This is a genomic window from Streptococcus sp. HMSC062B01, from assembly GCF_001811085.1.
Taxonomy (GTDB): domain Bacteria; phylum Bacillota; class Bacilli; order Lactobacillales; family Streptococcaceae; genus Streptococcus; species Streptococcus gordonii.
In genome coordinates, this window is sequence record NZ_KZ672766.1 from 93,837 (window position 1) to 106,972 (window position 13,136).

A 13,136-nucleotide genomic window follows, 5' to 3' on the forward strand; every position below is an offset into this window, starting at 1 on the left:
AATCTTGCTTCCTAGTATGCCTGATGGGCATCCATCATTTCCATAAATTCATCAAAGAGATAATCTGCGTCATGCGGTCCCGGCGCAGCATCTGGGTGGAACTGTACAGAAAAGGCAGGATAATCCCGATGGCGCACACCTTCGACAGACTTATCATTGATTTCTTCATGGGTCACAATCAGGCATTCTGGCAAATCCTCACGGCTGACGGCATAGCCATGATTTTGACTGGTAAAATCAACTCGGCCTGTTGCAATCTCACGTACCGCATGGTTGAAACCACGGTGACCGAACTTCATCTTATGCGTCTTTGCACCGTTAGCCATGGAGAAGAGCTGATGTCCCATACAGATTCCAAAAATTGGAATCTTGCCCTGAATACCTCGAATCATGTCCAGAGCCTCCGGCACATCTTCCGGATTTCCCGGTCCATTTGACAACATAACCCCATCAGGATTAAGCTGGAGAATTTCCTCAGCGCTGGTATTATAAGGTACCACTGTCACGCTACAGTTGCGTTTGGCTAACTCCCGCAGGATAGAATGCTTGAGACCAAAGTCCACCAATACCACGTTTCGACCAGTTCCCGGAGCAGGATAAGACTGCTTGGTAGAAACCTGCTTAATGTTATCAGTTGGCAGAACTATAGACTGAAGCTGGTCTTGTAAACGCTCAATACTACCATTCGCGTTGGCAATGATTGCCCGCATGGTTCCATGTTGGCGTATAATCTTAGTTAGTGCTCTTGTATCAATCCCTGAGATTCCTGGTATCTTCTTGATTTTGAGGAACTCATCCAAAGACAATTGCTGGCGCCAATTGCTGGCACGTCGTGCATACTCATAGACCACAACTCCCTTACAGGTCGGCAGAATAGATTCATAGTCGTCCCGATTGACACCATAATTTCCAACTAAGGGATAAGTAAAGGTCAAAATCTGTCCGTTATAAGACTGATCCGTAATTGATTCTTGATAGCCTGTCATGCCCGTGTTAAAGACGATTTCGCCTGTTACGAGAAGATCTGCTCCAAAAGCTTCCCCTTCGAAAATCATGCCATTTTCTAATATTAAAAGTCTCTTTACCATTGTTCCCTCCTGTCTAAGATGCAGACCACCTATGACCATCCACATAAGAAATATAATAATAGGGAGTAGGATTGCTTCGCATAGCTTCACCCACTCCCGGCTCACTGTCCGAGATTATTGTCGTCCTTTCAGAACTGCTTCAATAATAGCCATTCTGACAAAGACACTGAGCCAGTCGCTTCTGAATGCGATAAGCCAAGTGAACCCTCCGGGTCTTAATGCCAACCAAAACAACTTGGTTTAGGTCCTTGCTGCGCTCAATGATTTCATAGATAATCTGCGTAATCGCACGATTCATGGTGATGTCATCAACTACTTCTTTTGTTTTCATTCATTCCTCCTCAAACAACAGAAAAAGCCTCCTCATACAAGGAGACCTCAGAAAAATCTAATCAGGCAAGCTAAAACAAGACGCACTTGCTTACACTCCACCTATCATTTTACTTGCTCCTTGTCTATCTCTCTGGATAGAATTAAAGGATTATTTAATTGTTAATACTCTATCACAAATTAAAAACTAATTCAAGAGAAAAATGTATTTTTATGCATAGGTAATCACAAAATTGTGTTTAATTTATCATTTGTCTCTTTTTAAGAAGCTTTCTTCTTTGAAAAAGAGAACGATTTTACACCGTAAAAGATAAATCCAAAGACCAGATAGGCTACAAAGATGATTAAGCACATCTTGATGACATAGGGCCATTTGTGTTTAAAGACATTTAGAAAAAAGTAAGGAAACGGATTGTCCTTGGATCTTGGAATATCAATCTTGAGAACAAAACCGTTAATCAGTGAAAAAATCATGTAAATCAAAGGGACGCTTGTCCAAGAAATAGGATCAAACCAACGGTATTGACGGGCTTTGTCAAAAACTAAAGTATCCAAAAGAAAAGCAAGGGGAACTATATAATGACAAAGGAAATTCTCTAAACGATAAAAGTCTGTCGCAATTGGGGCCAGTAAAAGATGGTAAACCACGCAAGTAATCATGATAGACATGGTTACACCACCCTTGACTCTAAGCACTCCTGCTGACTGCCATTTATCATCTGTTCTTGTCATGAGATAGATAAGGTAGCCAGTAAAAAGCAAAACTAAAAGATTTGACAGGACTGTATAATACATGAGCATACCCCAACCATATTTAGATATTTCGAGATATACTCCGAGGAAGCTTAGAAAAAAGAGTATGATACGATATGCAAAAATCAATCTACGATTCATACTTACCTCAGATTTTCTTTACAAACTCTGACTTGAGCTTCATCGCACCGAAGCCGTCAATCTTACAGTCGATATTGTGGTCACCTTCTACAATGCGGATATTTTTCACACGTGTACCTTGTTTGAGATCTTTAGGTGCACCTTTGACTTTCAAGTCCTTGATTAGGGTAACAGTGTCACCATCAGCCAACTTATTGCCATTGGCATCAATAGCTACCACTCCTTCTTCTACCTCTTGAACGTCAGCTGGGTTCCATTCATAAGCACATTCTGGGCAAATTAAAAGTGCACCATCTTCATAGACATATTCTGAGTTACATTTTGGACAATTTGGTAAAGTGTTCATTATTTTCTCCCTTTTAAAAATATACTGATTTATTATACTCTATTCTGCGACTTTTGACAAACTAGTTAGGATTTTTTCCCTAATTCCTGGGTCCTCTTGTAGGCAGCTTGAACGGCATCCATGACTGTTCCTCGAAAGGCATTTTCTTCCAGACTAGCTACCCCTGCAATGGTCGATCCGCCTGGACTGCAGACCTGGTCTTTGAGCTGGGCAGGATGTTGCCCACTGGCTTGGCTTAGCTTTGCAGCGCCTAAAAGAGTCTGATTGGCAAGCTCAAGCGATATATCGCGACTGAGTCCTGCTCGAACACCAGCATCCGCTAAAGCTTCTATAAAGAGATAAACGAAGGCTGGTCCACAGCCAGCAAGAGCAGTCGCTGCATCCAACTGTTTTTCCTCTAGTCTGACCAAAAGACCAGCAGAAGACAGAAGCTCACGCAACAAATCTTCGTCTACTTGATTCGCCTGGTGAGATAAGCTATAGGTAATAACACCCTCACCTACGGCTACTGGTGTATTAGGCATGATCCGAATCCAACGATGGTGGCTAGGTGTTAATTTCTCTAATAGCACCAAAGGCAAACCAGCAGCCATCGAAACCAGCAGAAGAGAATCTCGTTTTTCTATAATTTCCTGATATTCAGCTAGCAAGTCAGCAAATTGAGCTGGTTTGATGCCAAGGAAAATCACTTCTGCCTGAGCAAAAACTTCTGCATTACTGACAGGCTGGCCACCAAGTTCCGCAGCAATCTTTTCAGCCTTGTCACGACTGCGATTAGCCAGGAGTAATTCACTTCTATATCTTTCATCTTGGGCAACTAGGCGAGCGAGACTGCCGCCCATATTCCCCAGACCGATAAATCCAATTTTCATCATTATTTCCTCACTTGACCAGTCCCTTGGATGACGTATTTATAGCTGGTCAGCTCTTTCAGCCCCATAGGACCTCTGGCATGAAGTTTTTGAGTAGAAATACCCATTTCGCAGCCAAGGCCAAATTGACCGCCATCTGTAAAGCGGGTTGAAGCATTTACATAAACTGCTGCGCTATCCACCTGCTCTGTGAAGTAAGCTGCCGCTGCAGACTTCTCCGTCACAATGGCATCCGAGTGATGAGTGCTGTGAGCCTCAATATGCTCCACCGCTTCTTCCAGCGAAGAAACCAGCTTGACCGCTAAGACATAATCCAAAAATTCGGTATCAAAATCTTCCGGTCTAGCTTGCGAGCTCGAGATATACTGTGCCGCTTTCTCATCCAAACGTAATTCAACAGACTTTTCTTGTACAGCATCACGATCTGTCACCAAAATCTTCTGCAAACGTGGTAAAAATGCAGCTGCAATCTCTTCATGTACCAGTAGTACTTCCATGGCATTGCAGACTGAGGGGCGACTGGTCTTGGCATTCTCAATAATCGCCAAAGCCTTGTCCTGATCAGCGTCCTTATCTACATATATATGAACAATTCCAGTACCTGTCTCAATAACTGGCACAGTAGCATTTTCTACAACCGCCTGAATCAGTCCCGCGCCACCACGAGGGATGAGCAAATCCAGATAACCCTTGGCCTTCATCATAGCCTGGGCGGAAGCCCGGCTGGTATCAGAAACCAACTGGATACAATCCGGCGAAATCTCCGTCTGAGCCAAGCCTTCTTTCAAAGCTGTGACAATTGCTAGCGCTGTCTGATAGGCATCCTTGCCACTTCTGAGAACGACTGCGCTACCACTCTTTAGGGCCAGAGCCGCAGCGTCAGAGGTGACGTTGGGCCGACTTTCGTAGATAATACCAATTACGCCCATGGCCACCCGCTTTTTACTGATGACAAGACCGTTATCAAGCTCAGTCCTTTCCAAGACTTCCCCTACAGGATCCTCTAAGTCAATCAGCTGACGAATACCCTCTGCCATGGCAGCAATGCGATCCTCATCCAGATAGAGGCGATCCAGCATCACATCTGAAATCTTACCTTTAGCTGTGGTCATATCCAATTCATTGGCTGCTAAAATATCCGCACGAGAAAGCCAGAGTTGCTTTGCCATTTCTTCCAAAGCATGGTTTTTCTCAGCCGTTGTGGCCGTATTGATCGTCTTCTTGACTTTCTGAACCCTTTCAAAAATTGCTTGTGTTGAGGTCATCGCTTCTCCTTTCCTCGTCTTCTAAAATTCTGAAAATAAATCATTCAACTCCGGCGTCAAAGAAATCCAGTCATCCCGATGAATAACAACACCTTTAGGTTTATTGGACTTGAGCATATCTTTAAGAGCAGACTTGCCAAAACGCACGCGCCCTTTACCAAGAATAGCTTCGCTGCCTTCTTCATAAACTGTTACCGTATCTTGATAGGCAAAGCTACCCGATACCGAAACAAGACCGGATACCAACAAACTTTTTCCATTATTTCTGAGAGCGTTGGCTGCTCCTTGGTCTACATAGATTTCCCCTTGACTTTTAGCATAGAAAGCCAGCCATTGCTTCTGCGTTTTTAATCCCTTTTCCTGAGCCAAAAAGAGACTGCCATCCTTGGTTTCCTCCGCAGCTTCCAGCAGAGCATCCGTCTTGAGCGAGGAGCAGATATAGACCGGAACACCAGACATGGTCGCCAGAGTTGCAGCCTTAATCTTTGTCAGCATACCGCCAGTCCCATTGCTCGTTCCTGCACCGCCCGCCATATCAATCAACTCAGAAGAAATCTTCTCAATCTTTTCAAGTCGCCGAGCATCTGGATTGGTAGACGGATTGGCTGTGTAGAGTCCGTCTACATCAGTCAAGAGTACCAGGAGGTCCGCCTGAACCATGGCTGCCACCTGCGCACTTAGTGTATCATTATCCCCGACCTTAAGCTCCTCGATGGCCACCGTGTCATTTTCATTGATAATAGGAATAGCGCCGCGATTCAGTAAGACAGACAAGGCTTGATGGGCATTCTTGTAACGCCTCTTATCTGCAAAATCATCCTGAGTTAAAAGAATCTGAGCAGAAATGATTTGCTTCAAAAGAAGATTGGTTGTATATTCCTCCAAAAGCAAACCCTGTCCAACTGCAGCAGAAGCCTGTTTGTCAGCCACCTTGGTCGGTCGTTTTTTAAAGCCTAGAGAAGAAAAACCTGCCGCAATAGCTCCTGATGAGACCAGGATCAACTCGTGCCCCGCCTCGTGCAAGAGAGCCAACTGCCGAGTAATTTCCTTTACCTTGGCGCGTGACAGACTGCCATCTGCGTTTGTCAACGATGAAGTCCCCACCTTAAATACGATTCGCTTTGCTTTCATTTCCTTTTCCTTCACTGCTAGATTGTCTTATTATACCACGATTTACAGAAAATAAAAACGACCGCGATTGAAGCGATCAAAGGGTTGAAGGATGTTATTTAACTCGAAAGTTATACAGCGAGCATTAAACAACTATTTGTCTAGTTTAAAACTATACTTTGATAAAATAGCTCCAACTAACTAAAATCTTTTCTATTAAAAACGTAAAAAACTGCGACCAATCGGTCACAGTTTTGAACGAATCTTAGTGGAATTGCATACCACCATCAACGATAATGGTTTGACCAGTAATGTAGTCTGAATCAGGCCCGGCTAGGAAGCTAACTGCGGCTGCAACATCTTCCGGTTCAGAAAGACGTTTCAGCGTGATATCTTTAGCGAATGTTTGCATACCCCACTCATCATCTTTGCCAGCATTTTTTCCGACTTCATGAGCGATATCAAACATCATTGGTGTTTTCACGATACCTGGCGCATAAGCATTGACTGTAATTCCAGAGTCAGCCAAATCACGCGCTAAGGTTTGAGTGATTCCACGAACCGCAAATTTCGTACCACCATAGACTGTCAAATTAGGATTTCCCACAACACCCGCCTGAGATGTAGCGTTGATAATCTTGCCTCCGTGACCAAGAGCCTTAAATTGTGCTTGAGCTGCTTGAGATCCCCAAATGACGCCACCTACGTTAATGGCAAAAGTACGTGTGAATTGTTCTTCTGTGATGGTATCAAGTGGTGTTGTTGGTGCTACACCAGCATTATTGACAACAACATTTAAATCCCCAAAATGGTCAACGACTTTTTGGAAGGCGGCAGCCACCTCTGTTTGTTTAGACACATCCGCAACTACAGCAAAGGTCTTAGTAGCAGACAACTCCGCAACAGCCTTTTCAACAGTTTCCGCATTATAGTCCAATAGTCCGACTTTAAATCCATCTTGAACCAAGCGCTTTGCAATTGCAAAACCAATCCCTTGACCTGCACCTGTAACAATAGCAACTTTTGACATATGATTCCTCCTTGGTATCCATGATACCGCGACACGTTCATAGCTGAACAGCAAAGGGTTTACAAGTTAGTTATGGCAAAAAATTTCATTATGAAACTTCTGTCAGAGCTATGCTATGATTATACTCCTATGTGAAAACTGTGTCAAACTTTTGCAGTTTTATAGATTATTGATAAAACCTATGATATATCATGTAGAAGGTATATTAGGAACTCGTAACATTATTTTAAGTTTTTTGGTCATGAAATTCTGGAATAAGGCATAATTCAAGTCCGTCACTCTGACGCTCATCTGCCCAAGCATCTCGGTGGACAAAATAGGTTCTCTTTGTCATGTCAAGTAACTCCTAACTGGCATCTGCATAAAGTCGGTATTTACTGCAATGACGGCATTGGAAAAGATAGCCGGTAATGTCTCCGTCTCGGCTAAGATACTCTTCTAGAGTAGCACGGTCAAAGCCTCCTAAAAGCTCATAATCCGATAAAATAGCTTCTTTTTCTGGCATTTTGTTTAATTCTGCTATTCCCACATAGTCAATGAAATTACAAAAATCATCGCAACAAGCTAGCCAATATTCTCCTTGCCAACTAGTATAACCTGGTGTCGTACGAAAAAAATTTTTAACAAGTGCTGGATCACTGACCTTCTGCCATTCCGCATCTTGAATATAAGATCCGTCAAACTGATCAGCTGCGGCTCCGCTAGCAACACATTGCAGACAAAGACAATGAATTGTTTCAGTTGAGTACATTCTATCTAGATAAAGCTCTGGGACACAGCCACAGACCTGACAAAGACGAGCGTCTTGATTCCGCTTGATTGGGCTAAAGTCTAATCGATAGATATTCGGGTGATAAGGAAATTCAACTTGGCACATGACTAATTCTCCTCTTTAATATAGTAAAAACAGCCTCAAGGCAGCTTCAAAAGCACCGATAGACTGTTTTGTATTTTAATAATGACTGAACCTGATTATTCTTGTCGCAGCTTTTTCAAAGTTTCTTGGAAAATAGCTGGCACTTCAGCTGTAAATTCCAGTACTTCGCCAGTTCGAGGATGGGTAAAGCCCAGCGTTCGCGCGTGCAGAAACTGGCCATGTCCTTTCAACGTCTTACGCGGTCCATAAACTTCATCTCCAGCCACAGGGTGCCCAATGTAGGCCATGTGAACACGAATTTGATGAGTTCGTCCCGTTTCCAGCTGAAGCTCAACCAAGCTGTAGTCACCAAAACGTTCCAAAACTTGGAAGCGCGTCAGAGCTGGCTTGCCTTTAGCCGTCACAGCCTGCTTCTTGCGGTCTTTTTCACTGCGGCCAATTGGAGCCTCAATCACTCCACGGTCGTTAGGCAAATTTCCATGAACAATAGCCCAATACTTACGTAGGGATTTCTTGTCCTTTAATTCATCAGCTAAAGCAACATGGGCTTGGTCATTTTTAGCAATCATGAGAAGCCCAGAAGTGTCCTTGTCGATCCGATGAACAATCCCTGGACGGAGGACTCCGTTGATTCCAGACAGGTCTTTAATGTGGTACATAAGGGCATTGACTAGCGTACCGCTTGTATGGCCTGCAGAAGGATGGACCACCATTCCCTGCGGTTTATTGACAACCGCCACATCTTCATCTTGATAGACGATTTCTAATGGAATATCCTCTGCCACATACTCAACTTCCTCAATCTCTGGCAACTCGTAAGAGATGACATCACCTTCTTTGACAGTGTACTTAGCTTTTTTTATCAAGCCATTCACTAAAATCTTGCCAGTCTTAATTTGCTCATTAGCTAGGCTTCTTGACAAATCAGTTAAATCAGCAACAGCTTTATCTAAACGTGCCCCAGCCTGCTCAACTTTCACTTCCATTATTTTCTTCCTTTATGATGACTAGGAGCATAATTAAAACTCCAAAAGTTAGATAGGTATCCGCAACATTAAAGACTGCAAAATTGATAAAATCAACTTGGAACATATCGACAACAAATCCTTGGCGCAAGCGATCAATAAAATTACCTAAACCACCTGCAATAATCAAGGTCAATCCACTGATAAGCCAAAATGAACCTTTTATATTTTTTATCAAATACCAGATCGCTCCACCAATCACAAGGAGTGTGATAATTGTAAAAAGCCACTGCTGATTCTCTAAAATAGAAAAAGCAGCTCCTGTGTTTTGAAGATATGTTAGGCTCATGATTGAAGGAACAAACCCTTTGACCTCACCTAATTTGATATTGCTGACAACAGCCCACTTAACCAACTGATCTAAAACAATAAGCAAGACAATCGTAAGGGGAATGGTTATTTTTCTTCTCATACTTTTCTCTTCTTCTCAAAATATTCTTTCATAACAGCTACAAATGCCTCTCCAACTTGAGATAGTTCAACCTCAGACCGTTTGACATAAACCATTTTATTATCTAAAGCATCCTTGAATGGAATCACTGTAATGCCATTCACACTATTACTATCCAAGAAACCTGATCCAGTCGCATAGGCATCTGTTCTTTCTAAAATACCATTCAATGTAGCACGGTCGGTCACATTAAACATCTGGGAACTGGCACTGGTATCCACAAAATTCTCTGAATAATAGAGATACTCATCCTTTTCCTGAGTGAAGCGAACAGTCGGTAAAGCAGCCAAATCTTCCATGACCAACTCCTTCTTCTGAGTTAGAGGATGATCTTCCCGCAGGTAAATGTGAGTCTGAAAAGGAATGAGCTCAATTACTTCCAAGCCTAGCTTTTCCACCCGCTGCATAATACCCTTGGTATTCTGATTATTAAGGTAGATAATGCCGATTTCACTATGGCCTTGAGCCACCTCGTCTAAAATCTGAACCGTTGTCGATTCAAAAATCCGAAAATTCTTGTAAGCTGGATATAGCTTAGAAAACTCAGTGATAAGCGGGGGTAAGAAATCATAGTGCTGACTGGCAATGGAAAATTCGTCCTTTTCTTCCTCGGGATTAGCATATTGGTTTTGAAAAATATCAAAGCCCTTTACCAATTCCTGAGCCCGTTCATAGAACTCCATTCCTCGACGAGTTAAAAAGGTACCACTACTAGTTCTCCGAAAAATCTTAAAACCAAGCTCTTTTTCTAAATCACGCACAGAAATGGAAAGACTCGGTTGGCTGACATACATTTTTTCTGCCGCTTCGCGAAAAGTACCACTATTTGCAATAGCTACTACATACCGTAATTGTTGAATATTCATTTTATCTTCCTCATATAAAGTATTGATATTATACCATAAATTCACTCTTTCATAAAGAAATGGAGGGTCTCCAAACTAGAGATCCTTTTTTCCATTATTCTGTTAATTCAAATATGTCTTTCAAATACAAGAAAGTCACTCTTAGAACAACAACCAAAGCTATTAGAACTTCACATACGTAAAAGATTTTTCCAGTGATTCCTATATCAAAATGCAATAAAAAAGCTTTCAGGGCCGTTGCAGAAATCACTAAAGGAAAAGTAAAGGCGGAAAATCCTGCAGAAAAAGATCTTCTAAAAAGAGTAGGAAGTTGATATAGAATAAAGAAATAAAGTGCCTGTCCAAGTATGATGAGGAATAAGAGCAAAAGATTGTTTGGGTTTGGGAAACTAGCGACATAAGCTGCGGTTATCAATGAAATTGGAGCGCAAATCGTCGTCATATTTGGAAGAGTTGCTTCTGCCAGTCCAATCTTAAAAGTCTTATAGAAAACAATTGGCAAAACTAGAATGGAAGCAAGAAGACAATACCAAAAGATTATCTGTCCTAGCCAGTATTGATGAGTTACAAAAATTGTCAAAGGAGCTACGCCAATTCCTACAAATAGAACAGTCCAAGAAGGATAAATATTTTCCCACTTGAAGGGAATAACAAATGAACAAATGTAATAAACCATCAATAGAATTAGACCAATCAAACTAATCCACCAAAGGAAAGAAGCCAAGAACATGGTCCAAGCTCCTAAAAATGTCCAACTTGCCAGATAACTTGAAATCAACATCCCTTGCATAAAAAAAGTCGGAAAGACAGAAGCAATAAGAGGATCTCTTAACTGATTTCTGACCAACTTTCTGTATGAGACCATACCAAATATAAGGTGAATAAAAAAGAGAACTGCTAGTCCCGCAAAAAAATAACGTAAGATTTGGCTCCAACTTCCAACCAAGTTTCCAATGGCTAACAAACCTAAAACAAGACCGGATTGGACCAACAAGGGTTCTCTTCTCTTTATCTTCATAAATCCTTCTCCAAAGTGGCTAAAGTTAAACTAACCATGGCCTTTTTATTAATTATCTTTTCTTTCCAAGTAAACTATTTCTGACTTTTTCTCAAAGCCCAACCTTTGATATAATCTCAAGGCGCCAGTATTTACAACTTCAACAACTATTTGACAAAGTCGGCCATTGATTTTATGTAAATCGTTTAGAATATATTTGACCAGATAGGACCCTAATCCTTGGCCTTGATACCCTTTTTCCACAGCCAAACCAAATAAGTAATTCGTTCCTAAGCTGATATCTACCGAACAAGATGCACGAACTTGTCCATCCTTACGTAAAACATATAAGCGACAAGTTTCATCAAGTACAGCCTCTCTAGCATACTTTTCTGCACAAGTCAATGTAGTACCAAACTCTTGCGATTGAAAATTTGCGATATCACTAATTAAACTTAGGTCTGCTAAAGCAACTTCTATATCTGAAACATCATCCAAATAGAATTGACGAGAATCTTGTTCCAGCCAAATCTCATTCTCTTCTAGGTTAGCAGAATATTCATTCCAAAAATCTGGATGTTGGTCTAAAAAATTAGTTTCTGAAACATAATGGACTTTAATAAGCTGATAACGCTTAGCAGTCTTCTTAAATTCACTTACTAGTGCCTTAGCGATGCCTTGACAGCGATAAGCAGGAGCAACGTAAATAGATACTTCTGCTTCATGTGGTTCATCAGCATATATTGATAAAAAGCCAACCAAAGCCTCGTCCTCAAAAGCTAAGATAAAAGCAGGCATGTTGGGATTGTCATTGTAATTGTTGTCTAAATATGGAATTCTATATGTCTGATCTACTTGGTTGCATTCTTTTACAATAGCCAAAGCAGCATTCTTTTCTTTATCAGACAATTGAACTTTTACTTGTAGATCCATCTTTTACTCCTAATTTGTTATGGATATTATATCACATAATACAATTTTCCTCTCCATAAAACAAAAAAGAAACAGGAAAAAATCCTGTTTCACTTTATTTAGATTTGATATAGTTAATACCATCCGCCTTAGGAGCAACAGCTTTTCCGAAGAAGACTGCTAGGACAAGAATTGTCAAAACGTAAGGCGCAATCTGCAAGTAAACCGCTGGAACATGAGATAGGAATGGTAATTGACTTCCGATTACTGCCAAACTTTGAGATAATCCAAAGAAAAGACTTGAAAGCATTGCTCCAATTGGATCCCATTTACCAAAGATCATAGCCGCTAGAGCAATGAAACCTGGTCCAATGATTGTTGTTGCAGCAAAGTTAACTGAGATTGATTGTGCGTAGATCGCTCCACCGACACCACCGAGGAATCCAGAAATTATTACTCCCCAATAGCGCATCAGATAAACATTAATTCCCAGTGTATCTGCAGCTTGTGGATGTTCACCAACAGAGCGAAGACGAAGACCAAATTTCGTCTTAAACATGATGAACCAAGCGACAAAGGCAAAACCTACAGCCAAGTAACCCATCAGACTGGTGTGCTTGAAGAAGATATCACCAATAACAGGAATATCAGACAGAATTGGGAAATTAAATTTACCAAAAGAAACTCGAATGTTATCAGTTTGACCTTTCCCGTAAAGAGCCTTTACTAAGAAAATTGCCAAGGCAGGTGCCATCAAGTTTAAGACCGTTCCGCTGACAACGTGGTCTGCACGGAAGTTGATAGTAGCAACTGCATGGATAAGCGAGAAAATAAGTCCGACTATTCCACCGACCAAAAGGGCCAACCAAGGTGTTAAACTTCCGAAAGTACTTTCAAACGTAAGGTTGAAAACAACACCTGAGAAAGCACCCATTACCATGATACCTTCAAGTCCCACGTTAACAATACCTGAATGTTCAGAGAAGGCACCACCAATACTAGTGAAAACCAAAGGAGCTGCATAAATAAGCATTGACGACACTAACAAATTTAGCATTGAGACAAAATTCATC

14 protein-coding genes and 1 pseudogene are annotated in these 13,136 nt (G+C 41.5%); all 15 read right to left on the reverse strand.

The genetic code is table 11. The annotated features are described in order from the left end of the window. Positions 1–11 precede the first annotated feature (11 nt). Positions 12–1,088 (reverse strand): carbamoyl phosphate synthase small subunit, encoded by a 1,077-nt coding sequence (locus tag HMPREF2780_RS01265; protein ID WP_048779566.1) that lies wholly within the window; start codon positions 1,086–1,088, stop codon positions 12–14. 166 nt (positions 1,089–1,254) lie between these two features. Next, positions 1,255–1,419: pseudogene (locus HMPREF2780_RS01270) on the reverse strand (bifunctional pyr operon transcriptional regulator/uracil phosphoribosyltransferase PyrR); the annotation flags it as partial. Positions 1,420–1,679: 260 nt separating this feature from the next. Beyond that, on the reverse strand, positions 1,680–2,312 hold the full coding sequence (locus HMPREF2780_RS01275) for a Pr6Pr family membrane protein (protein WP_048779561.1): 633 nt from the start codon (positions 2,310–2,312) through the stop codon (positions 1,680–1,682). Between the two features lie 7 nt (positions 2,313–2,319). Beyond that, positions 2,320–2,658: a zinc ribbon domain-containing protein YjdM gene (locus tag HMPREF2780_RS01280; protein WP_045502884.1), complete on the reverse strand. Its 339-nt coding sequence runs from the start codon at positions 2,656–2,658 to the stop codon at positions 2,320–2,322. A gap of 65 nt (positions 2,659–2,723) precedes the next feature. After that, a complete protein-coding gene (gene proC, locus HMPREF2780_RS01285; RefSeq protein ID WP_048779559.1) occupies positions 2,724–3,530 on the reverse strand; it encodes a pyrroline-5-carboxylate reductase in 807 nt (268 codons plus the stop codon). A 2-nt stretch (positions 3,531–3,532) separates the two neighbouring features. Continuing rightward, the gene (locus HMPREF2780_RS01290) at positions 3,533–4,795 is read right to left on the reverse strand and encodes a glutamate-5-semialdehyde dehydrogenase (protein WP_105025975.1); all 1,263 of its coding nucleotides are present in this window, start codon (positions 4,793–4,795) and stop codon (positions 3,533–3,535) included. Between the two features lie 21 nt (positions 4,796–4,816). Next, complete coding sequence (gene proB / locus HMPREF2780_RS01295) at positions 4,817–5,926, reverse strand: glutamate 5-kinase (protein ID WP_105025976.1); 1,110 nt, start codon at positions 5,924–5,926, stop codon at positions 4,817–4,819. A gap of 244 nt (positions 5,927–6,170) precedes the next feature. Beyond that, complete coding sequence (locus HMPREF2780_RS01300) at positions 6,171–6,935, reverse strand: (S)-acetoin forming diacetyl reductase (RefSeq protein ID WP_061583408.1); 765 nt, start codon at positions 6,933–6,935, stop codon at positions 6,171–6,173. 346 nt (positions 6,936–7,281) lie between these two features. After that, entirely contained in the window at positions 7,282–7,812 is a 531-nt protein-coding gene (locus HMPREF2780_RS01305; RefSeq protein WP_105025977.1) for a CbrC family protein, read from the reverse strand. Positions 7,813–7,907: 95 nt separating this feature from the next. Then, entirely contained in the window at positions 7,908–8,798 is an 891-nt protein-coding gene (locus HMPREF2780_RS01310) for an RluA family pseudouridine synthase (protein WP_105025978.1), read from the reverse strand. Next, complete coding sequence (gene lspA / locus HMPREF2780_RS01315; RefSeq protein WP_061600401.1) at positions 8,782–9,249, reverse strand: signal peptidase II; 468 nt, start codon at positions 9,247–9,249, stop codon at positions 8,782–8,784. The genes HMPREF2780_RS01310 and lspA overlap by 17 nt, the downstream gene beginning before the upstream one ends. After that, positions 9,246–10,154 carry a LysR family transcriptional regulator gene (locus tag HMPREF2780_RS01320; RefSeq protein ID WP_105025979.1) on the reverse strand — a complete coding sequence of 303 codons (909 nt, stop codon included), beginning with the start codon at positions 10,152–10,154 and terminating at the stop codon, positions 9,246–9,248. Before HMPREF2780_RS01320 ends, lspA begins: the two co-directional genes overlap by 4 nt. Positions 10,155–10,248: 94 nt before the next feature. Next, the gene (locus HMPREF2780_RS01325; RefSeq protein WP_105025980.1) at positions 10,249–11,172 is read right to left on the reverse strand and encodes a TDT family transporter; all 924 of its coding nucleotides are present in this window, start codon (positions 11,170–11,172) and stop codon (positions 10,249–10,251) included. A 48-nt stretch (positions 11,173–11,220) separates the two neighbouring features. Beyond that, entirely contained in the window at positions 11,221–12,084 is an 864-nt protein-coding gene (locus HMPREF2780_RS01330) for a GNAT family N-acetyltransferase (protein WP_105025981.1), read from the reverse strand. Between the two features lie 94 nt (positions 12,085–12,178). Further along, positions 12,179–13,135 carry an ABC transporter permease gene (locus HMPREF2780_RS01335; RefSeq protein ID WP_105025982.1) on the reverse strand — a complete coding sequence of 319 codons (957 nt, stop codon included), beginning with the start codon at positions 13,133–13,135 and terminating at the stop codon, positions 12,179–12,181. Position 13,136 lies beyond the last annotated feature (1 nt).

Coding starts and splice junctions, on each gene's coding strand:
- HMPREF2780_RS01265 (WP_048779566.1), bottom strand. CDS start 1,088: ATGGTAAAGAGACTTTTAATATTAGAAAATGGCATGATTTTCGAAGGG.
- HMPREF2780_RS01275 (WP_048779561.1), bottom strand. CDS start 2,312: ATGAATCGTAGATTGATTTTTGCATATCGTATCATACTCTTTTTTCTA.
- HMPREF2780_RS01280 (WP_045502884.1), bottom strand. CDS start 2,658: ATGAACACTTTACCAAATTGTCCAAAATGTAACTCAGAATATGTCTAT.
- proC (WP_048779559.1), bottom strand. CDS start 3,530: ATGAAAATTGGATTTATCGGTCTGGGGAATATGGGCGGCAGTCTCGCT.
- HMPREF2780_RS01290 (WP_105025975.1), bottom strand. CDS start 4,795: ATGACCTCAACACAAGCAATTTTTGAAAGGGTTCAGAAAGTCAAGAAG.
- proB (WP_105025976.1), bottom strand. CDS start 5,926: ATGAAAGCAAAGCGAATCGTATTTAAGGTGGGGACTTCATCGTTGACA.
- HMPREF2780_RS01300 (WP_061583408.1), bottom strand. CDS start 6,935: ATGTCAAAAGTTGCTATTGTTACAGGTGCAGGTCAAGGGATTGGTTTT.
- HMPREF2780_RS01305 (WP_105025977.1), bottom strand. CDS start 7,812: ATGTGCCAAGTTGAATTTCCTTATCACCCGAATATCTATCGATTAGAC.
- HMPREF2780_RS01310 (WP_105025978.1), bottom strand. CDS start 8,798: ATGGAAGTGAAAGTTGAGCAGGCTGGGGCACGTTTAGATAAAGCTGTT.
- lspA (WP_061600401.1), bottom strand. CDS start 9,249: ATGAGAAGAAAAATAACCATTCCCCTTACGATTGTCTTGCTTATTGTT.
- HMPREF2780_RS01320 (WP_105025979.1), bottom strand. CDS start 10,154: ATGAATATTCAACAATTACGGTATGTAGTAGCTATTGCAAATAGTGGT.
- HMPREF2780_RS01325 (WP_105025980.1), bottom strand. CDS start 11,172: ATGAAGATAAAGAGAAGAGAACCCTTGTTGGTCCAATCCGGTCTTGTT.
- HMPREF2780_RS01330 (WP_105025981.1), bottom strand. CDS start 12,084: ATGGATCTACAAGTAAAAGTTCAATTGTCTGATAAAGAAAAGAATGCT.
- HMPREF2780_RS01335 (WP_105025982.1), bottom strand. CDS start 13,135: ATGAATTTTGTCTCAATGCTAAATTTGTTAGTGTCGTCAATGCTTATT.